Here is a 20,107-nt window from a genome sequence, read left to right as displayed (position 1 = left end):
GTGACCGGCGGGTCAGCCCTCGGCGGGAGCGGAGTACCCGCACCCTTCGGCGTCGCAGACGAGGCGGCGGCCGTCGCGCTTGCTCACCTTCTCGACGAGGTACGGCCGGCCGCACTGCGGGCAGGCGCCTGCCACAGGCCGGTTCCAGAGCACGAACCCGCAGTCCGGGTAGCGGTCGCAGCCGAAGAACACCTTGCCGCGCTTGCTCCGTCGCTCGACGACGTGGCCCTTGCCGCATTCGGGGCAGGTGACCCCGGTCTCCTTCATCTTTATGTAGCGGCACTTCGGGTAATTCGAGCAGGCGACGAACTCGCCGAAGCGACCCTGCTTCTTGGCGAGCTTCGAGCCGCAGCGAGGGCAGGCCTCGTCGAGGAGGACGTCCGGCTTCGCCTCGGCCTTTCCTTCGTGATTCACCCGGATCCGCCGTGTGTTTCGGCACTCCGGGTAGGCCGAGCATGCCAGGAAAGGTCCGAACCTGCCGCGCTTCAGCACCATCGGGCTGCCGCACTTCTCGCACGGCTCGGCCTCGGCCTCGACAGGCTCGGGCGCCGCGGCGGTGCGAGCGGCCTTCGCGGCCGCGGGGAGGGACGCACGGTCCTCGTCGCCGACCGCCTTGGTCCCGTTGGCCTCGCGGGTGTTCTTGCATTCGGGGTAGCCGGAGCAGGACAGGAACTGCCCGAACCTCCCCCACTTGAGCACCATCGGCTTGCCGCACTTGTCGCACGACACGTCGGTGGGGATCGCCTCCCGTTTCACGTCGCGCATCTCGACGCGGGCGCGGGCGAGGTCCCGCTCGAATTTCTCGCTGAACTCGCGGAGCGCGTCGGTCCAGCGGAGCCGGCCCTCCTCGATCTCGTCCAGCTCTTCTTCCATTCGCGCGGTGTAGCCGACGTCCACGATGTCGCCGAACGAGACCACGATGAGATCGTTGACCAGGAACCCCAGCTCGGTGGGGCTGAACCGCCCTCGCTCCTTCAGGACGTAGTCGCGGTCCATGATGGTCGAGAGGATGCTCGCGTAGGTCGAAGGACGTCCGATGCCGTTCTCTTCCAGCTCCCGCACCAGGGTCGCCTCGGTGAACCGTGGAGGCGGCTGGGTGAAGTGCTGGCGAGGAAGGAGAGACCGCGGGTCGAGCGGCTGTCCCTCGCGGAGCGGCGGGAGGCGGCGCTCTTCCTCGTCCGCTTCCTCGTCGGTCCGCTCCTTCCCCGCGACGTCCTCGTCCGCCGCCTCGTGATAGACGGCGAGCCAGCCCGGCGACTTCAGCACGGACCCGGTCGCCCTAAACGTGTAAGGACCGGCCTCGATGTCGGCTCGAGTCGTGTCGAATACCGCCGATTCCATCTGGGAGGCGACGAAGCGGTTCCAGATCAGCGTGTAGAGCTTCAGCTCGTCCCGGCCCAGGGACGCCTGCACCCGGTCCGGCGTGTGCTCGAGCGAGGTCGGGCGGATCGCCTCGTGCGCCTCTTGGGCCTGCTTGCCCGATCGGTACGTGCGCGGACGGTCGGGCAGGGCGTTCGGCCCGTACGTCGACGCGATGAAGCCGCGGACCGCGTCGATCGCCTCTTCGGAGACGCGAGTCGAGTCGGTCCTCATGTAGGTGATCAGGCCCACGGTCCCCGCGTCGCCGATCTCGCGCCCCTCGTAGAGACCCTGCGCGAGCCGCATGGTCTTCGCCACCGGGAAGCCGAACTGGCGGGCGGCATCCTGCTGGAGCTTCGAGGTGATGAAGGGGGGCGGCGGGTTCTTCCTCTTCTCCTGGGACTGGACCCGCGCGACCCGGAACGGGACCGGCGGCCCGCTCGACGGAACCGCCTCCAGCACGACCACGCCCGGGCCGGCTCCCTCCGGCGGAGCGGCCTCACGGAAGCTCCAGCCGAGGGCGGCGAGGGTCGCCGTGACGTCGTCCTTCGAGGCCAACTCGACCTTCTCGCCGTTTCGGGCCACGAGACGGGCCTGGAACAAAGGCGGCTCGCTGCCCTCGAGCTGGGCCAGGACGGACCAGTACTCCCGGGGGACGAACCCGCGGATCTCGCGCTCCCGCTCGCAGATGATCCGGAGCGCGACGCTCTGGACGCGGCCGGCGCTCAAGCCGCGCCGGACCTTGTCCCAGAGGAGGGGGCTGATCTTGTAGCCGACGAGCCGGTCCAATATCCGGCGGGCCTGCTGGGCGTCCACCTTGTTCGAGTCGATCTCCCTGGGGCTGTCGAACGCGCCGAGGACCGCCCGCTTGGTGATCTCGTTGAACATGACCCGATGGAATGGAGCCTCGGTCTCTCGCCGCAGCTCTTCCTTGAGATGCCAACAGATCGCTTCGCCCTCGCGGTCGGGGTCGGGGGCGAGGTAGACGGCGGTCGCCGTCTTCGCCGCTTTCTTGAGCTCGGCGAGGGTCTTCTTCTTCTCTGGGAGAACGGCGTAGGTCGGGGAAAAGTCTTTCTCGTCCACCCCGAGGGTCCGCTTCGGAAGGTCGCGCACGTGTCCCATGGACGCCTTGACGACGTATCCTTTACCCAGGAACTTGTTGATCGTCTTCGCCTTGGCGGGCGACTCGACGATGACCAGCGCTCGTCCCATGGTTCAGCCCTGCCTCCGGGGGCGGGCAAGATAGTACCGCCCCGGCAATTGTTCAACCGCGCCCCGGACCTCGAGGCCGAAGAGCGCGGTCTGGAGCCGCGCGATTCCGAAGGGAGCCCTGTCGGCCAGCGCATCCAATTGAACCGGCTCCGGATCGTCCAGGAGAGCCAAGACCGCAGCTTCGTCAGGGTCGAGGGACACCGGGGTGGGTTCGGGCTCGCACGACGGGGCAGCGACCCTCCCGCGGAGGGCCTCGGCGTACATAGGCGACAGCTCTTCCAGGACATCTCCGATCGAGTGGACGAGCTTTGCACCCTGTTGGATGAGCCGGTGGCACCCGGCCGACAGCTCCGAGGAAACCGGCCCCGGAACCGCCATGACCTCGCGGCCTTGCTCGAGCGCGTGTCCGGCGGTGCTGAGCGAGCCCGAGCGTTCGGCGGCTTCGACGACCACGACCGCGGCGGAGAGGCCGGCGATGAGCCGGTTTCTTCTGGGGAAGTTTTCGCCCTTGGGCTCCATATCCAGATGGAATTCGGAAATGATAGCGCCGTTGTCGGCGATCTTGTCGAACATCTCTACGTTCTCTGGCGGGTAGAGCCGCCGAAAGCCGGATCCCATGACCACGACCGTCCTAGCGCCTGCCTCGAGAGCACCTAGATGGGCGCAAGTGTCGATTCCCCTGGCGCCACCGGACACGATTTCCACACCTTGCAGCCCCAACCCCGAAGCGAGGCCCGTCGCGACCCTGCGCCCATACGCGGTCGCGCGGCGGGAACCGACGACCGCGATTCGAACCACCCCGGCGGTCAAGGCGCCCTTCAGGTAGAGCACGACCGGGCCGTCCGGAAGAGCCTCGAACTCAGCGGGATAGCCTGGATCCACCGGGGTCACGAGGCGGATCCCGAGCCGCTCGGCGTCTCGGATTTCCGCCTCGGCGCGCCCTCTCAGCCCCTTCCTTCCCGACGCGATCGTCTCGGCCTTCCCGTCGCGCAGCCCGAGCGCTCCCGCGAGGTGAGCGGGAGGTACTTTGAATGCGACCTCAGACGGGCCGCCGAACTCCCGGAGGGCTCGGCGGATCTGGAGGGGACCTAATCGTTGAAGGAGATTGACGGCGACCCAGGCGACGAGATCCTCGGGGACCATAAGCGCGGCTCTCCGAGGAGGCGACGTGTAGTATCGTGACCCGCGGGGCGGGGGTCAAGCAGGGCAGTTCCAACCAGGGGATCTCACGGCGGCGATTGCACAAATGTACCCAGAAACTATATTCAAGTTGTCAAGCATCGGCGATGTAGATATGTCTGGGGTATGCGTGTGCATAGTCAACATGTTCTCTGATTTCTGGCGGTGGAGCCCGGACTCCGCGGTCGGCCCATGAACGCCGGCGCGGTCAGGCCGCGAATCCTGGTCGCGGACGACGACCCCGTGGCGGCACGGTTCGTGGCCACGCTCCTCGCCGAGAAAGGGTACGAGGTCCTGGTGGCGGCTGATGGCGAGCATGCGTTCGAGATCGCAACGAGGCTCAGGCCGGACCTGATCGTGAGCGATCTCGTGATGCCTTACCGGGATGGATTCGACGTCGTCCGGGCGATCCGGGAACACGAGGCGATCGCGGACGTGCCGATCGTGATCGTCTCCATGAAGGACCGCGAGGAGGACATCGTCCGGGGCCTCGAGACCGGCGCGGACGACTACGTGGTGAAGCCCTTCAACGCCCGGGAGCTCCTCACGAGAGTCCGCAAGCTACTGGCCAGAGGAGGAGGGCGCGGCTGATGTACGGCGCGCTGACCGCTTCGATCCTGATCATCGGAGGGACCTTCCTCGTCCTGACGTTCGCGATCGTCGCGAATAAGGCATGGAGGGAGACCCGCGAGCGCTGGCGGCGGGCCCGCCGGCGCGCTCTCGAGCCGGCCATCCTGGCGTACGCGCACGGCGAGGGCCCGTCGGTGCTACCGGCCCTCGGCGGCAAGCTCCGCTTCCGCGACCGCCGCGTGGTCGAGGAGATCCTGCTGGACCATGCCCAACGCGTGCGCGGAGTCGAGCGCGAGCGGCTCGGTCGGGCTATCGACGAGCTGCGCTACGTGGATGGCTATCTCGCGGGGCTGGGAAGCCGGCGCTGGTGGCGCCGCGCCGATTCCGCCGAGAGGCTTGGGATCGCAGGCGCGACCCGCGCGACGAATCGTCTGGTGAAGGCGCTCTCCGACCCGGAGCCCGAGGTCCGGATCCGCGCGGCGAAAGCGCTCGGGCTCGTGGGCGGCCGGGCGGCCGTCGCGCCGCTGATTCACGCCCTGTCCGAGCCGAACCGCTGGTCCACGATCAGGATCGCCGACATCCTCGCCGGCATGAAGCAGGAGGTCGTGGACGAGCTCGTGGGCGAGTTCGAGGGAATGAACACGCATGCGAAACTCGCGGCGCTGGACATCCTCGGCCGGGTCCGGAGCCTCTCCGTGGTCGCGTGGCTCAGGCAGCGGCTCGAGGACGAGGAGCGGGACGTGCGTGCCCGAGCCTGCCACGCCCTGGGCGCGATCGGGGACCCGGACTGCGGCCCCGTTCTGCTGAACGCCGTCGCGGACACGGAATGGCCTGTGAGGGCCATGGCTGCCAAGGCGCTCGGCAGGATCCGCCACCTTCCCGCGATTCCCGCGCTCTCGGGCGCGATGCGGGACCGGGAGTGGTGGGTCCGAGCGAACTCCGCCGAAGCGCTGCGCCTCATGGGCCCGAGGGGAACCGAGGCCCTCGACCGCATGCTCGACGACCGGGACATCTATGCGCGCCACCAGGCGGTCCTGATGCTGGAAGAGTCCGGGATCCTCGACCGGCAGGTCGACCTCCTGGCGAAGTCCGGCGGGCCGGAGCGGGAGGCGGCGGAGTCGCTGATCCGGCGGTTCGTGCGCGTCGGGCAGATGGGGCGCCTCCGCGAGCTGCTCGAGACCCACCCCGATGCCCGGGTTCGGGAGGCGCTCGCCGGCATGCTCGGCCTGCCGGGGCCGCAGGCGGAGGGGGCGCGATGAGCTGGATGGGCTGGCTGACCTGGTGCGTCGTCGCCTTCAACGTCTTCGTCCTCGTCTACTTCCTGATCCTGAACAGCATCTACCTCGGCCTCTTCTTGCTGTCGCTCGCCGAGGTCATGCGGTTCGTCCGCCGAACGTTCTTCTCGGACTACCGGCAGATCATGCAGTCCGAGATGACCTGGCCGATCTCGATCCTGGTCGCGGCCCACAACGAGGAGAAGACCATCGTCGAGACGGTCCGCTCGCTGATGATGGTCAACTACGGCGAGTTCGAGATCGTCGTGATCAACGACGGGTCCACCGACGAGACCCTGAAGCGCCTCGTGCAGGCGTTCGAGCTGCGACGGATGGACCGGGTCTACCGCAGGTCGATCCCCACCGAGCCGGTGCACGGGGTGTTCGGCTCCCTCGCCCACGCGAACCTCACCGTCGTGGACAAGGAGAAGGGCGGGAAGTCCGACGCCCTGAACGCGGGGATCAACCTGTCCCGCTTCCCGCTGTTCTGCTCCATCGACGCGGACTCGATCATCGAGGACAACGCCCTGCTCCGGGTGGTGAAGCCGTTCATGGAGCGCCCGGCCGAGACCGTGGCGGCCGGAGGGATCGTCAGGATCGTCAACGGGTGCGAGGTCCGCGACGGGCGCGTGGTCCGCATCGAGCTGCCGGACCGGCCGCTCGCGATCTTCCAGGTGGTCGAGTACCTCCGGGCGTTCCTCACGGGCCGCGTCGGGTGGAGCGTGCTGCGCTCGCTCCTGATCATCTCCGGAGCCTTCGGTATCTACAAGAAGGACGAGGTCGTCGAGATCGGCGGCTACTCCAGGTACACCGACACCGAGGACCTCGAGCTGGTGGTCCGCCTCCACGAGCACATGCGGCGCAAGAAGCGGAAATACCGGGTGGTGTTCGTGCCGGACCCGGTCTGCTGGACCGAGGTCCCCGAGAGGATCCGGGTCCTGAACCGGCAACGGAACCGCTGGCACCGCGGCCTCGTCCGGACCCTGTGGACGCACAAGCGGATGCTGTTCAACCCGCGCTACGGCGCCATCGGGTTGTTCGCCTTCCCGTATTTCTTCCTCTTCGAGATGCTCGGGCCGTTCGTCGAGGTCCTCGGCTACGCCGCGGTGCTGCTCTCGTACCTCCTCGGCATCCTCAACCTGGAGTTCTTCCTGCTGTTCCTGGGCGTCGCGGTCCTCTACGGGATCTTCCTCTCCATCGCGGCGATTCTGCTCGAGGAGATCTCCTTCCGACGGTACCCGGGCTGGCTCGACCTGACGAAGCTGGTGGTGTTCGGCATCCTCGAGAACTTCGGGTACCGCCAGATGAACGCGGTGTTCAAGGTCAAGGCGTTCTGGGACGTCGTCCGGCGCCGCCGCGCCTGGGGCCGAATGGACCGCGCGGGATTCAGGTCCGGGCAGGCGCGGCAAGCGGCCCCGCAGCCTGGCCGGGCGAGATGAGGGCGCCCGACGAGATTCGGGTCACCGGGAAGCGCTACGGAGCTCGGGGAATCTCGTAGAACGCGTCGATGGAATCGACCGCGTCGCGGATGAGGCCGCGGCACTCGGCGCGCTCAGCGTCCGTGAGCGCGGGGGGCGTCCCGCCGGGATAGGTGGCGAGGTCGAAGAGGTCGTCGGCGTAGTTCACCGAATCGGCGATGTAGAGGCTTCGGCCGTTCGCGCGAAGAACGCCGAAGACGGGCCCGTAGCTGGACGCCACCAAGAAGCTGCCGAGGGCCCGGTCCTTCGAAGGCAGATCCTCGCGCCTCGACGCGAACAGCGATCGCCCGAGGATTCCGCTCCGGGTCTGCGGAGGGTGGCCGAGGAGCGCGTAGAGGCTCGGGGTGATGTCGGTCAGGAAGGAGAGGCCTCCGGGGTCGACGGCGACCCCGGAGCGAAGCGCCGTGGGCAGGTGGACGATCAGCGGGATCCGGAGGATCTCGGGGAAGATCGTATACGCATGCCCCCACCGACCCTCCTCGCCCAGCGAGTCTCCGTGATCGGACGTCAGGACGATGATGCTGTTCTCGTACAGGCCGAGGTCGCGCAGCGTCCGCAGGAACCCCCCGAACGCCGCGTCGACCCTCCGGACCCGCCAGGCATAGGGCGCGTGGAATCCGGGGTAGGACTCACCCGGCGGCACGGACGGGCCCTCCCGCGCGATCGTGGAAACGTGGAGGTCCTGCGGCTGGGCGTACGCGAAGACAGGCCGTCCGCCGGCCTCTCCCCCGCGCAGACGGGCCTCGAGGTCCGCGACGGAATGGCCGAGCCTCAGCGCATGGGTCAGGACCCCCCGGTCGAGCTCGACGATGTCGCGGGAGGGCTTCACCACGGCCCTCAGGACCGTGTCCAACGCGACGAAGCTGCGGTAGCCCTCCGCTTCGAGCAGCTTCTCCAGCGCGTTCATGGGATAGAAGGGAGTCACGTACTGCTGGTGCGGGATCATTCCGCCGACCCAGATCGAAGGCTCCGAGAGCCCCGTGCCGCCGTACCGGGTGAACGCGTTGGTGAAGACGACGCTCTCCCGCGCGAACTCCCCGATCGCGGGGGTGAACCCGACGGCGGGGTTGTAGGCGGACAGGTAGTCTCGCCGGAGCGAGTCGATCACGAAGACGAAGATATCCGGCTTCGGTGAAGGCGACGGCACGATGGAGGGAACGAAGCTCACGTCCCTCGGCTCGATGTGGACGCTCCGCGGGATGTTGGTGTGCGCCTGCAGGAACCGGTAGAATTCCGCGTCGTCCCGCGCCGCGCTCCGAGGCCGCGACAGCAGGTCGTGCGCCACCTTGAACGAGGGGTCGTGGCCGGCGTATCGAGCGAGGGACGCGGACAGGTCCGTGCCCGGGCCGCCGCCGAGCCAGGCCGCCACCCGCCCGCGCCCGGCTTCGAGACCCTTGTAGGCGCCGAGCGAGAGCACCGCGGCCGCCAGGAAGCCGAGGGTCGCCCACCGCCTCGTCGGGGCCGCGGGCGCGACCGTGTAGAACGCTGCGAAGACGAGCAACCAGACGAGCAGCGCGCCCACCTTCTGCAGCAGGTAGTTCCAGTCCATCGCGGCGGTTGAGGCGGCGAGCGCGAACCCGCCGACGGCCAGGGCCGCGACCCAGAGCCCGAAGGCGAATCGCGGAGTCCCGCGCCGCGGCGCCAGGGCGGAGACGAGCACCTCGAGTCCGCTCCCGGCGGCGCCCCCTCGCGCCGCGAAGATCCGGCACGCGACGCCGGCTTCGGCCGCGACGGTCGCGACGGCCACCGCGGTCGCGACCGCGGTCGCGGAGACCCCACGCAGGGAGATCGCGGAGAGGACGATGCTCCGCAGCACGGACGCCAGGAGGAGGACCGCGAAGAGAAGGAAGAATGCCAGCTCTACGAGCGCGGAGGAGGCGAAGACGGCGGCGATCGAGCGCATTAGGACCAGCGCGGTGAACGCCGCGAGCATCAGCATGACGTGGGAAGCGAGGCTCAGGAGAAGCGCTGCGCGGCACTCCGGAGCGCTGAGCCCGATGGCCGCGGGGTCCGCCCCGAAGCGGAGCTCGAAGATGGCTCCGTAGAGGCACGCGAGGAAGAGGCCGGACCACAAGGAGGCGTGGAACAGGCGCCGATCCTCGCCGTCCGACGCGCGCCCCCAGGCGATTCGCGTCCCGTGGCCCAGCACGTCGAGCGCGGCCAGCCAGACCGGCGGAACCAGCGCGACGAACGCCCACCCGAGGCTCGAGGCGTCGTTCGTCAGCGAGGCCAGGAGCGGGTGGAACAGGATCGTCACGCCGGCGATCGCCGAAGCGGCGAGGAATCCGACCGCCGCGACGCGGGTCGCGGGCCGTCGGACGTCTTCGCGCATCGTGAGCCCCGCCGCCGCGAGGGCTGCCCAGAACAGGTACGGGTGGAGCCTCGCGAACGTGTTGAGCGATGGCACGACGTCGGACTGGATCACCTGCACGTAGGTGAACGGGACGTAAGCCATCACGCAGTACGCGGCCGTGAGCAGCCAGAAGGCCCCGAACGCCAGGCGGGCCAAGACGAGCGCGGCGCGGCTCACGGCAGCCGCCCGGCGAGCTCCGCGCGCGCCTCGGCGTTCCCCGGCTGCAGCTCAAGGACCCGCGCGTACTCGCGGCGGGCTTCCTCCACCCTCCCCTGCCGCACGGACGTCTCCGCCAGCGCGAGGATCAGATCCGCGTATTCCGGGGACAGGCGGACGCCGCGCTCGAGGTGAACGCGGGCTTCGTCCGTCGCACCGTCGCGGAGGCTGGCGAGCCCGGCGACGAGCAGAGCATCGACGTTGTCGGGTGACCGCTTCAGGACTCGGAGCGCGGCTTCCTTCGCCGCGTCGACTCGACCCGCCCTGAGGTCGATGCGCGCCAGGCCCAGGCTCATGTCCGAATAGCCCGGCGCGAGCGCGAGCCCCCGCTCGTAAAGCTCACGGGCCTTGTCGCCGCGCCCCGATCGCTCGTAGGAGAGCGCGAGGTAGAGGATGGAATCCGGGTTGCTCGGATCGAGGTCGAGGCAGCGAGCCAAGGCGTCGCGCGCCTTCTCCTCGAGGCCCTGCGCCCGGTACGCGAGGCCGAGCGCCGGGCAGGCCTCGTCGGGGACGGGCGCCTTCACGAGGTACTCCTCCCAAAGGGCGGCTTCCTCCTTCGGGCGTCCCAGGTGGTGGTACACCGTCGCGAGCTGGTCGATGTAGATGTGGTTGGCGGGGTAGGCCTCGTGGAGCTTCCGGGCGGGATCGAGCGCCTTCTCGTAGTCGCCGTTCCGGACCCGCACCTTGGCCGACTCCGCCAGGCTCCGTGTCGCCTCGGCGGCGAGACCGGTGGCCGGAGCGGCCGGCGCCGCGGCGGGGGCCGTGCCCGTGAAGAGGCTCCAGTAGAAGAGGGCGAGGACGGCCGACGCTAAGACGATCTTGTAAGCGGGAGAGTCGAGCACGGGAGTCAGAAGGAGTAGTAAAGACCGGCGCCGATCGAGAGATGGCGGACTCCGCTGACGTGGTCAGGAACGCTGAGGTCGATCCGGTCCTCGTGGCTCCAGCCGGCCCGCAGGTCGAACTCGAACCGCCGCGGAAGCGGCAGGATCAGCTCGCCCGCGATCGTCCGCGACCGGAGGGTTTCGAGCTCGACCGCGCTGCGGATCTCGGGAGAGCGACCCCAGCCGAAGCGGAAGCCGTAGTAGCCGAGTCCGTTGCCGAAGTAGTTCCTCGCTCCCAGCGAATACGACCGCGACGCTCCCGCGACCCCCGGCGTGACGAAGACGCGGCCGGTGACGAGCCACGAGGCGTAGTACTTCCCCAGGGAGCCCACGTAGATGTTGGCGCTGGTGTTGGTGAAGTTGAGACGCCGGTAGCCCAGGGAGGCCTCCAGCCCCGCGGGCAGGCTCTGGTAGATGTCCCCGCCGAACCGGTACCTCGGGTAAAGGTCCGCGCTCGGCGAGTAGCCGGCGTCGAGCCAAGCGTAGGTGCCGCTCCTGATCGAGGGATAGGCCTCGATCTCCATCTGGTCGTCCTGTGAATCGAACCGCCACGCATGGGACCAGCGGCCGATCAGGGGGCCGTAGATGGTCCGCCGCTTGAGGTAGAGCTGGCTCTCGTTCCAAGGCGCCAGGTCCGGAGTGAAGTGATCGTAGGTGTGGTAGAGGCCGACCTGCCAGCGGACCAGAGCCTCACGGATCCTCCCGGAGAGATCCCTTGCCTCCGCGTTGCCCGGATCCAGGGCGAGCGCGCGCCGCAGCTCGCTTTCCGCTTCCTCCTGCCGCCCCACGGCGTCGAGCGCGCGGGCGCGGCACACCAGCAGGGTGGGGTCGTCGGGCTTCTTCTCGAGACCCCTCCGCGCCAGGCGCTCGGCCCGGTACGGGTTGCCCGACCAGATCTCCACACGGATGGCTGCCGGCAGGGCGTCGGCGTGCGTGGGATTCTGGTCGAGGACGGTCTCGAGCTCCTTCCTCGCCTCGTCGTACCGGCCCTCCCAGGAGAGGACGATCCCCAGCATCGTCCGGGCGTCGGTATCGTTCGGCGCCTGGGCCAGCTGGTCGCGCAGCAATCGGATCGCCGCGTCGCGCTGGCCGTGGGTCGCAAGCTCGCGGGCCTGCTCGGCCACCGTGGCCGCGGAGAGGCGCCCCGACGCGAGGAGCGCCGCGGCGAGCCACGCGCCCGCAAGGATCCGCTTGAACACGCTCATCGGCTACCGATCCTCTCCGCCCGACCATTTCCCCCGGTCAAGGCGCCGGAGGGTCCGTTCCGGCACCGCGCCAAGGTAGAAAACTAATGCTCCGCGTGCCAGGCGGTCAAGCGGGGGAGGCGGGCCGTCCGGAGATCGCGGCGGGATCAGGGTGGGTCACCACCCGGCCTGGCGTTCCCGAGCCGGGTCCCGGCGGGCCCGCACGGGGCAGTAGAGCCCCCTCTCCGAGCGGATCCACCAGTCGCCGGTCCGGCGGTGGGTCTCCCAGTCGGCGGGACGATAGTCGTAGAGGATCGCCCGCACCTGGCGGGGCGGCGCCGCGGGGAAGGGGTTCGCGGCGAGCAGGTCGAGCACCTCGGGAGACCCCTCGAGCAGCCGCTCCAGGAGCCCCTGCAGCCAGGGGCTCGCGCGGTAGTCGCCCAGCGCCGCGAACCACATCTGCCAGTCGAGCCTCGGCTGGTGCGGCGCGACGAACCGCGGCGGACGCGCGGGGTCCCCCGGCTTCCACCGGAACGCGTACGGGAGCCACGTGCTCCCGTCGTTGCTCCCCTCCACGACGATCTCCGGCCGCTCCGTGGTCATCGCGGCGAACAGACCGTACGCGTTGACCACGCGAAATGGCCCGAGCGCGCGGTCGAGCGACTGGATGGGCGCGGTCCACGGGAGACTCATCCGAAAGCGTCCGGACATCTCGACGAGGCTCGCGGGGACGATGACGATCGCGAGCAGCACCGACGCCCACGCGAGCGGCCGCCACCGACGCGCGGTCGGGCCGCCCCGCGGCAGGCGCTCGAGCCTCCCGCGGAGGAGCGACGGCCAGGCCGCGTCGTCGAGCAGGAGGAGCGCGAGCGAGGCGGTGAGCAGGTTGAAGAAGGCATAGTTCCCGGTGACCGCGATCAGCGCCTGCAGTCCCACGATGGACCCGAACGCCGCGATGCGCAGGCGCCGACGCCCGAAGATCAGGAACGGCACCGCCAGCTCGATCGCGAACATGGCCGCGCAGGACGCGCGCTGGAACCACCCGGGCAGGAGGTGGGCGTACCAGCCCACCCAGGTCGGAAGGGGCTGGGTCCAGTAGTGGTAGTCGAGCGCCGCGAGGCTCCGCCACGTCGGATCCCCGCTCGAGAGCTTGACGACGCCCGAGGAGAACAGGAGCCGGAACAGCAGCCATCGGAGCAGCGCCAGCGGCACGCGGGGAGGGGGATCGGGGCACGGGAACCGGTGCCAGGACCTCCACGGCGCCAGGAAGATCGCCAGGAATCCGGCCTCGAGGAGCAGCGCGTCCCACTGGAAGTTCAGGAACACCCGGCAGGCCACCACGAGCGAGAGGTAGCCCGCCCACGCGAGGAACAGCGCCGGCGCGGTCAGCACCCCCGCGATCACGAGGACCGAGACCGCCGCGCCTCCCCAGCAGAGGAAACACAGGAACGCATCGCTCGCGTCGACCCAGCAGAAGGTCGGCAGGAGCCAAAACCGCTCCGCCCCGTAGTGGCGGCTCACCGCGTCGAGGAACGGCGCGGCCGGCAGGATCCCCTCCGAGCCGACGAGGCCGCGGATCTGGGTGCCGAGGGAGACGAACGCGCACAGGTACGACACGCCGAGGAGCCGGAGGAACAGGTCGCGGGAGATCGCGTAGCGCGAGGGCTCCCGCCCCGAGCCGACGAGCAGCAGCGTGAGGCGCGAGAGCAGCGGACGGTGCGCCGCCACCCCCCGATACAGCCGCTCCGAGACCCCGCGGAACCCCGGTACGCGCCGGTACGCCCAGAGGGCCCCGCCGCGTCCCGGCACGCGGGCGAGCGCGCCGAACACGGCTTCGGCACCCGAGGTGACGCCGCCGTCGGTGTCGATGAGGTGGACCGCGTGCTCGAAGGACGTCCTCGGGATCTCGGGAAACCGGGAGGCGGCCTCCTGGTAGGGGGCGTAGTCCACCCGGTCGCCCGTCGCGCCGCGCCATCGTCCGATCCACCGGCGGCAGAAGCCGCAATCGCCGTCGAACACGAGGAGCGGCTTCGATCCGGGAGGTGTCGCCACGCGAAACGCGTGCGTCGGACCGTCCTGCGCCATGAGGGCCCTCCGGAGGAAGGCGTGCCTGAAACGGAAAGGGGCGGCACACGGCCGCCCCTCGGTTCGACTGACGGTGGGAGAGCGGGACTACTTCTTCTTCGCCGTCACCATGTGAACGGCGATGCTCTCAGCCACGCGCTGCTCCCCGGCCCGGGTGAAGTGGACGACGACATGGTCGCCGACCTTCGGCGTCCCCTCGACCTTGGTCTTGTCGGACCAGACGAAGCTCTCTTCCTTTCCCTTTGCGTCCTTGATCGCGAACGTCTTAGCGGCGTCGTCCCACTTCACGATCTCGCCCTTGGCCATGTGGTTCATGGTCTTCATGCCCTTCTCGGCGGCCAACGCCGGCACCGCCAGGGCGATCGCTACCACCACAAGGCACGCCACCAGTCTTCTCATCGTCAAGCCTCCTGGAGGGGATTTCCTGTCGGAGCCCTCCGCCGCCGGAGTCTAGTACCACCTCCCGAACCTCGCAAATCACCCGAAATCCCGCCGCCTTGACGCCGATCACCGCGGGGAAGAGACTTGCCGCCATTGCGAAAGGGAGCCGCCGATGAGCGCGAAGCTGACCCGCAGGGAGTTCGTCAGGACGGGAGCGGCCGCGGGAGCGGCGATCGCCGCGGTGCCGCTCCTGGCACAGGGACCCGCGGTCGTCGCGCCGCGCGGCCCCAAGCCGATCGTGATCGCTTCGGCCAACGGGAACCGGTTCAAGTACGGCGGGCCGCGCACCTGCGTCGAGGAGGCGTTCGCCAGGCTCGTGCGCGGCGAGGACGTCCTCGACGCGGTGCTCGGGGGGGTCAACCTCGTCGAGCTGGATCCGGAGGACATCTCCGTCGGCTACGGGGGACTCCCGAATGCCGACGGCGTCGTCCAGCTGGACGCGTCGTGCATGCACGGGCCGAAGCGGCAGGCCGGTGGGGTCGCGGCGCTCGAGGGGGTGCGGACCCCGTCCCTGGTCGCGAAGGCTGTGATGGTGCACACCGACCACCACCTCGTGGTCGGGAAGGACGCGCAGGCCTTCGCCAGGAGGATGGGGTTCAAGATCGAGGACGACCTGAACACCGACAGGTCGCGCGCCCTCTGGCTCGAGTGGAAGCGGCGCATCGATCCCGACCACTGGCTCGACCCCGACCGTCGCTCCGACGCGGCGGATCGCGCGAGGCGGCAGATGGTCGCCGAGGGGCTCGTGGACCCCGATCACGTCTACGGAACGATCAACTGCGACGCCCTGTCGTCCCAGGGGGAGATCGCGGGCGCCACCACGACCAGCGGTCTCGCGTGGAAGATCCCCGGGCGCGTCGGGGACTCGCCGATCCTCGGCGCCGGCCTCTACGTGGACGGCGAGGTGGGAGCGGCCGGCTCCACCGGCCGCGGCGAGGCCAACCTCTACCACCTGTCGTCGTTCTTCATCGTGGAATGCCTGCGTCGCGGGATGAACCCGAAGGACGCGGCGGTCGAGGCGCTCAAGCGCGTCCGGGCGGGGACCGTCGCGAAGCGCCTCCTGAACCCGCGCGGGCTTCCTGGCTTCAACCTCCAGTTCTACGTCCTCGACACGAAGGGGCAGTACGCCGGAGCGTCCTTCTACGCGGGCACCGCCGGGCAGTACGCGGTGTGCGACGAAAACGGGGCCAAGAACGTCGCGCTCGAGGTCATGTTCCCGGGGAGCCCCACGGAGTAGGCCGAACCCTCCGTGGAGAAGGAGGCTCGGAATGTCGCGCTCGAAGCTCCTGATCGCGCTCGCGGGATGCGTTCTCTCGGGCGCCGCCGCCGCCGCGGAGCCCTCGCTCCTTCCCTGGGCCACGTACGCGGAGGGCGTGCCCTCGCCCGAGCGCGCCACCGGCGTTCGGCCGGGAGCGCGCCCGCTGCGGCCCGAGGAGATCGCAGGCTACTTCGCCGCGCTCGCGGCGGCTTCCCCCCGCGCGAAGGTCCTGGAATACGCGCGCTCCCGCGAGGGAAGGCCGCTCCTGGCCCTCGCGGTGAGCGATGAGGCGACGATCGCCCGGCTCGACCCGTTCCGCGCGGAGCACGCGCGCCTCGCCGACCCCAGGGGAAGGAGGCCCGAGGACGACGCGCCGGCGATAGGGTCCGCCAAGGCGGTGGCGTGGATGGCGTACGCGATCCACGGCGACGAGCTGTCCAGCGCGGACGCCGCGGTCGCCCTCGCGTACTGGCTCGTGGCCGGCGAGGACGAACGGGCGAAGGCGCTCCGGCGCGACCTCGTGGTCCTGATCGACCCGTGTGAGAACCCGGACGGCCGCGCGCGCTTCCTGTCCATGACCGCCGCCTTCGCCCACGCGGCACCGAATCCCGACAGCGAGGACCTTTCCCACGCGGCGGTCTGGCCGTACGGGCGGGGCAACCACTACCTCTACGACCTGAACCGCGACTGGATCTCGATGGTGGAGCCCGAGAGCCGGCGGGCGGCGGCGATCGCGACCTGGAATCCGCAGCTCATGGTCGACAGCCACGAGATGGGACCGGACGACACGTACCTGTTCGCCCCCGCCCGCGCGCCGTTCAACCCGCTCAAGCCCGCGTACCTCGCGGGCTGGGCCGACCGTTTCGCCGCGGACCAGGCGCGCGCTCTCGACGCGCGCGGCTACGCCTACTACACCGGCGAGTGGAACGAGGAGTTCTTCCCGGGCTATGGCTCCTCCTGGGCGTCCTATCTGGGCGCGGTCGGCATCCTGTACGAGATGTCCGGCGTCGAGGGGACGCTGGTGCATCAGCGCTCCGGCACGGTCCGGACCTATACGGAGACCGTGGACCACCAGCTCACGAGCTCGATCGCGAACCTCGAGACCCTCGCGTCCCACCGGCAGGAGCTGCTGTCGCAGTTCCTCGCCGCGCGGCGCGAGGCGATCCTGAAGGGGGCCGAGGGGCCGCTCAAGGCGTGGATCCTCGCGCCCGGCCGGCACCCCGATCGCGCGGATCGTCTCGCGGCGCTCCTCCGCGACCAGGGGATCGAGGTGCTGCGGGCCGAATCGCCGGTGAAGGCCTCGGGTTTGCGCGACGCCTGGACGGGGAAGACGCTCGCGGCGGACCTCCCCGCGGGGACGTGGATGGTGCCGCTCGACCAGCCCGCCGAGCCGCTCGCCCGCGCGCTCCTCGACCCGCACGTTCCGATGGAGGCCGGGTTCTTCAAGGAGGAGCGCGAGTGGCTGGAGCGGGGCAAGGGATCCCGCCTCTACGACACCACCGCGTGGTCGCTCCCGCTCGATTTCGGGATCGACGCGTACTGGACCGGCGCGAAGCCCTCGGGCGACTGGAGGGACGCGAAGGCCGAGGAGCCTTCGGGATCGGTGGCCAGGACCGAGCCGGCGTTCGGATACCTGTTCGAGGGTACCTCCGACCGCTCGGTGGCCGCGCTCGCCGACCTCCTCGAGCGCGGCATCGCGGCCAGGATCGCGGAAAAGCCGTTCCGCGCCGGCGGCGCGGCGTACGACCGCGGCACGGTGCTGATCAAGCGGGAGGGGAACCCCGCCGACCTCGCGGCGACGCTGGAGCAGGTGGCTTCCCGGTGGCGGATCGCGGTCCGAGCGGCCGCGTCCGCGAAATCCGAGGAAGGCCCCGACCTGGGAGGGAACTACTTCCAACCGCTGATTCCGCCGCGGGCAGGGATCTGGACCGGAAACGGCGTGTCGTCCGGCTCGTACGGGAGTCTCTGGCGGCTGCTCGACGTGGAGGTTCCGCTCCGGTTCACGGGTCTCGACCTCTCCCGGTTCGGCCAGGTGGACCTCGCCCGGTTCAACGTCCTCGTGTTCCCCCCTGCGGGCTGGCGCGAAGGGGGGTACCGCGAGCGGGTCGGCAAGGACGGGATCGAGCGTCTGAAACGCTGGATCGAAGCGGGAGGGACCGCGATCGGGATCGGCGGCGGCGCCGATTTCCTCGCGGACAAGGAGACGGGCCTCACCCAGGCGAGACCGCGGCGGGAGGCCCTCGATCGGTTCCCGCCGGTGGTGCTCGGGCCGTCCGCGGAGACGGTCGAGGCCGCCGGGTTCTTCAAGGCCTCGGGCGAGCGCGCCGGCCCCACGGAAACGGCGAAGGAGTCCGGGAAGGACGCCGCGGCGAAGATCGAGGCCGCGCCGAAGCTCCCCATCCCCTCCTCGCCCTACGACGTGGCCCCGCTGCTCGGCCCGGGGGCGAAGCCGTTCGCGGAAGGGTTCCCGCAAGGAACGCCGGCCGGCGAGAAGCCGCGCGACCTCGCCGCCTGGCTCAAGCCGATCCTGCCGCCGGGGAAGGAGCGGCCGGAGGCGGCCGATCTCGAGCGCGCCGACGAGCGCCTGCGCCGGTTCATGCCTCACGGCGCGCTCCTCAGGGTGGACCTCGACCCCGAGGTCTGGCTGGACTGGGGCGTCGGGCGCGACGACCTCGCGGTGCTCCTCGAGTCGCGCGACGCGCTGGTGGCCGAGCCCCCGGTGCAGGTCGCCGCGCGATTCTCGTCGATTGACCGGCTTCACCTCGGCGGACTGCTCTGGCCCGAGGCCGCCGGGCGCCTCGCCAAGACCGCCTACGCCACCCGCGAGGGGGTCGGACGCGGACAGGTGATCCTGTTCCTCGACGACCCGGACTACCGCAGCTGGATGCTCGGGACGCGGCGCCTCCTGCTCAACGCGATCCTGTACGGGCCGGGCCTCGGCACCCGCTGGTCCAGCCCCTGGTAGGGATCACAAGCGCGGCTCGGGAGTCCGGCGGCTGGCTCACGCCGGCGCCAGAGTCCGGCGACGGTTCCTCGGCGGCCGGCCTCGGCGCGACCCACATCGGCCGCCCGCGCGCCTCGCAAGCGCTCGGGGGCCCTATCCCCTGCGCGCTCGGCGCGCGGCCGGCCGTGTGGGGCCCCACGCCTCCGGCCGGTCTCGCCTGCGGACCGCCGCCGGACTCCGGCGGCCGGCGGCGAACGAAACGGCTCGTGGAAGGGCCGGAGCGTGCGATGCTTGAGCGGGACGCCGGGAGGGTGAGCCATGGACAGCACGATGCTCAAGGACATGTTCGTCATGGGGCTGCCGCTCGCCGAGAAGGTCGCGCGGCCGATCGTCGTCTACTTCTTCCTGGTGGCGGGCCTCAGGCTCGCGGGGAAGCGGGAGCTGGCGCAGCTCAACCCGTTCGACCTCGTGGTCCTGCTCCTCCTGTCCAACACGGTGCAGAACTCGATCATCGGGAACGACAACTCGGTCACCGGCGGCCTCGTGGGAGCGGCGACGCTGCTCCTGTTGAACTGGTTCGTGGTGCGGTTCCTGTTCAAGCACGAGCGGCTGGAGCGCCTGGTCGAGGGGGAGGAGACCGTCCTGCTCGAAGAAGGACGGCTTCTTGAAGACCGGTGCGAGAAGGAAGTGATCACGCGCGCCGAGCTGGAGGAGGCCGCGCACAAGCAGGGGTTCGGTTCGCTCGACGAGGTGGAGCGCGCCGTGCTCGAGCCCGGCGGCGGGCTGACCTTCGTCGCGAAGAAGCCGGAGCCCGAGGAGTCGCGCCACCGGGAGGTCGTGGCGCGCCTCGACGACCTGCAGCGGGAGATCCAGGGGCTGCGCGCCGCACTGCGCTAGAATGAGCCGCCTTCCAGGAGAACACGCCATGGACTGGGGACTCGCCAACCGGATGGCCCGCATCCTGAAGCCCGACACCGGCCGCACCGTGATGCTCGCGGTGGACCACGGCTACTTCCTCGGGCCGACCGGCGGCCTCGAGGAGCCCGGGAAGACCATCGTCCCGCTCCTCCCGTACGCCGACTCGCTCATGCTGACCCGCGGCGTGCTGCGCGGGTGCGTGCCGCCGCAGTCGGACGTCCCGATCGTGCTTCGGATCTCGGGGGGCACGAGCATCCTGCGCGAGCTGTCCCAGGAGGGGCTGACGGTCGCGTTCGAGGACGCGATTCGCCTCAACGTCGCCGCGATCACGATGTCGATCTTCGTCGGAACGGAGGGGGAGCGCGAGACGCTCCTGAATCTCTCCAAAGCGGTGGACGCCGGGGAAAAGTACGGCATCCCGGTGCTCGCGGTGACCGCAGTGGGCAAGGACATGGTGCGCGACGCGAGGTACCTCGGCCTCGCCTGCCGGATCGCGGCGGAGCTGGGCGCGCACATGGTCAAGACCTACCACTGCGAGGGGTTCGCGGAGCTGGTGCGGAGCACGCCCGTCCCGGTGGTGATCGCCGGCGGGAAGAAGCTCCCCGAGCGCGACGCGATCGAGCTGGCGTGGAAGGCGGTGCGCGACGGCGCGCGGGGCTGCAGGGCCAGGCAGCCCAAAAGGATCACAAAAGGCAGGTGCAGTCTTATCACGCTAAATCGCTCCCGGCCCCTGCCCTTGGCCAAAACAAAGGACT

The 20,107-nt window shown here is 70.0% G+C and carries 14 protein-coding genes; 7 read left to right on the top strand and 7 right to left on the bottom strand.

Annotated features, from left to right (window positions below; all coding sequences use genetic code 11):
* Positions 1–12: 12 nt before the first annotated feature.
* Positions 13–2,571 (bottom strand): type I DNA topoisomerase, encoded by a 2,559-nt coding sequence (gene topA / locus LAO51_07375; GenBank protein ID MBZ5638564.1) that lies wholly within the window; start codon positions 2,569–2,571, stop codon positions 13–15.
* Positions 2,572–2,574: 3 nt separating this feature from the next.
* Positions 2,575–3,714, bottom strand: coding sequence for a DNA-processing protein DprA (gene dprA, locus LAO51_07370; GenBank protein MBZ5638563.1), 1,140 nt, complete (start codon positions 3,712–3,714; stop codon positions 2,575–2,577).
* 228 nt (positions 3,715–3,942) lie between these two features.
* Here dprA and LAO51_07365 point away from each other — a divergent pair, with 228 nt between their 5' ends.
* The 3 genes from LAO51_07365 to LAO51_07355 are packed head-to-tail and all read left to right on the top strand — an operon-like array spanning position 3,943 to position 7,033.
* Positions 3,943–4,341: a response regulator gene (locus LAO51_07365; GenBank protein MBZ5638562.1), complete on the top strand. Its 399-nt coding sequence runs from the start codon at positions 3,943–3,945 to the stop codon at positions 4,339–4,341.
* Positions 4,341–5,579: a HEAT repeat domain-containing protein gene (locus LAO51_07360; GenBank protein MBZ5638561.1), complete on the top strand. Its 1,239-nt coding sequence runs from the start codon at positions 4,341–4,343 to the stop codon at positions 5,577–5,579. The genes LAO51_07365 and LAO51_07360 overlap by 1 nt, the downstream gene beginning before the upstream one ends.
* 5 nt (positions 5,580–5,584) lie before the next feature.
* Complete coding sequence (locus tag LAO51_07355) at positions 5,585–7,033, top strand: glycosyltransferase (protein ID MBZ5638560.1); 1,449 nt, start codon at positions 5,585–5,587, stop codon at positions 7,031–7,033.
* 34 nt (positions 7,034–7,067) lie between these two features.
* Here LAO51_07355 and LAO51_07350 read toward each other — a convergent pair whose 3' ends face one another.
* The 5 genes from LAO51_07350 to LAO51_07330 form a co-directional block, all read right to left on the bottom strand.
* A complete protein-coding gene (locus LAO51_07350; GenBank protein ID MBZ5638559.1) occupies positions 7,068–9,602 on the bottom strand; it encodes a sulfatase-like hydrolase/transferase in 2,535 nt (844 codons plus the stop codon).
* On the bottom strand, positions 9,599–10,483 hold the full coding sequence (locus tag LAO51_07345) for a tetratricopeptide repeat protein (GenBank protein MBZ5638558.1): 885 nt from the start codon (positions 10,481–10,483) through the stop codon (positions 9,599–9,601). Before LAO51_07345 ends, LAO51_07350 begins: the two co-directional genes overlap by 4 nt.
* A gap of 5 nt (positions 10,484–10,488) precedes the next feature.
* Positions 10,489–11,727 carry a YaiO family outer membrane beta-barrel protein gene (locus tag LAO51_07340; GenBank protein MBZ5638557.1) on the bottom strand — a complete coding sequence of 413 codons (1,239 nt, stop codon included), beginning with the start codon at positions 11,725–11,727 and terminating at the stop codon, positions 10,489–10,491.
* Positions 11,728–11,883: 156 nt separating this feature from the next.
* Positions 11,884–13,791: a lipase maturation factor family protein gene (locus LAO51_07335; protein MBZ5638556.1), complete on the bottom strand. Its 1,908-nt coding sequence runs from the start codon at positions 13,789–13,791 to the stop codon at positions 11,884–11,886.
* Positions 13,792–13,878: 87 nt separating this feature from the next.
* Positions 13,879–14,190 carry a hypothetical protein gene (locus LAO51_07330; protein MBZ5638555.1) on the bottom strand — a complete coding sequence of 104 codons (312 nt, stop codon included), beginning with the start codon at positions 14,188–14,190 and terminating at the stop codon, positions 13,879–13,881.
* A gap of 154 nt (positions 14,191–14,344) precedes the next feature.
* On the opposite strand from LAO51_07330, the gene LAO51_07325 reads away from it, so the two are divergent.
* The 4 genes from LAO51_07325 to lsrF all read left to right on the top strand — a co-directional run.
* Positions 14,345–15,469 (top strand): N(4)-(beta-N-acetylglucosaminyl)-L-asparaginase, encoded by a 1,125-nt coding sequence (locus LAO51_07325; protein MBZ5638554.1) that lies wholly within the window; start codon positions 14,345–14,347, stop codon positions 15,467–15,469.
* 31 nt (positions 15,470–15,500) lie between these two features.
* A complete protein-coding gene (locus tag LAO51_07320) occupies positions 15,501–18,455 on the top strand; it encodes a hypothetical protein (GenBank protein ID MBZ5638553.1) in 2,955 nt (984 codons plus the stop codon).
* 309 nt (positions 18,456–18,764) lie between these two features.
* On the top strand, positions 18,765–19,331 hold the full coding sequence (locus LAO51_07315; protein ID MBZ5638552.1) for a DUF421 domain-containing protein: 567 nt from the start codon (positions 18,765–18,767) through the stop codon (positions 19,329–19,331).
* A 1-nt stretch (position 19,332) separates the two neighbouring features.
* The coding region (gene lsrF / locus LAO51_07310) for a 3-hydroxy-5-phosphonooxypentane-2,4-dione thiolase (GenBank protein ID MBZ5638551.1) at positions 19,333–20,107 on the top strand (775 nt) is incomplete at its 3' end.

This window comes from Terriglobia bacterium (assembly GCA_020073205.1).
Lineage (GTDB): Bacteria > Acidobacteriota > Polarisedimenticolia > Polarisedimenticolales > JAIQFR01 > JAIQFR01.
This window is presented reverse-complemented; position numbering and strand designations above follow the sequence as displayed.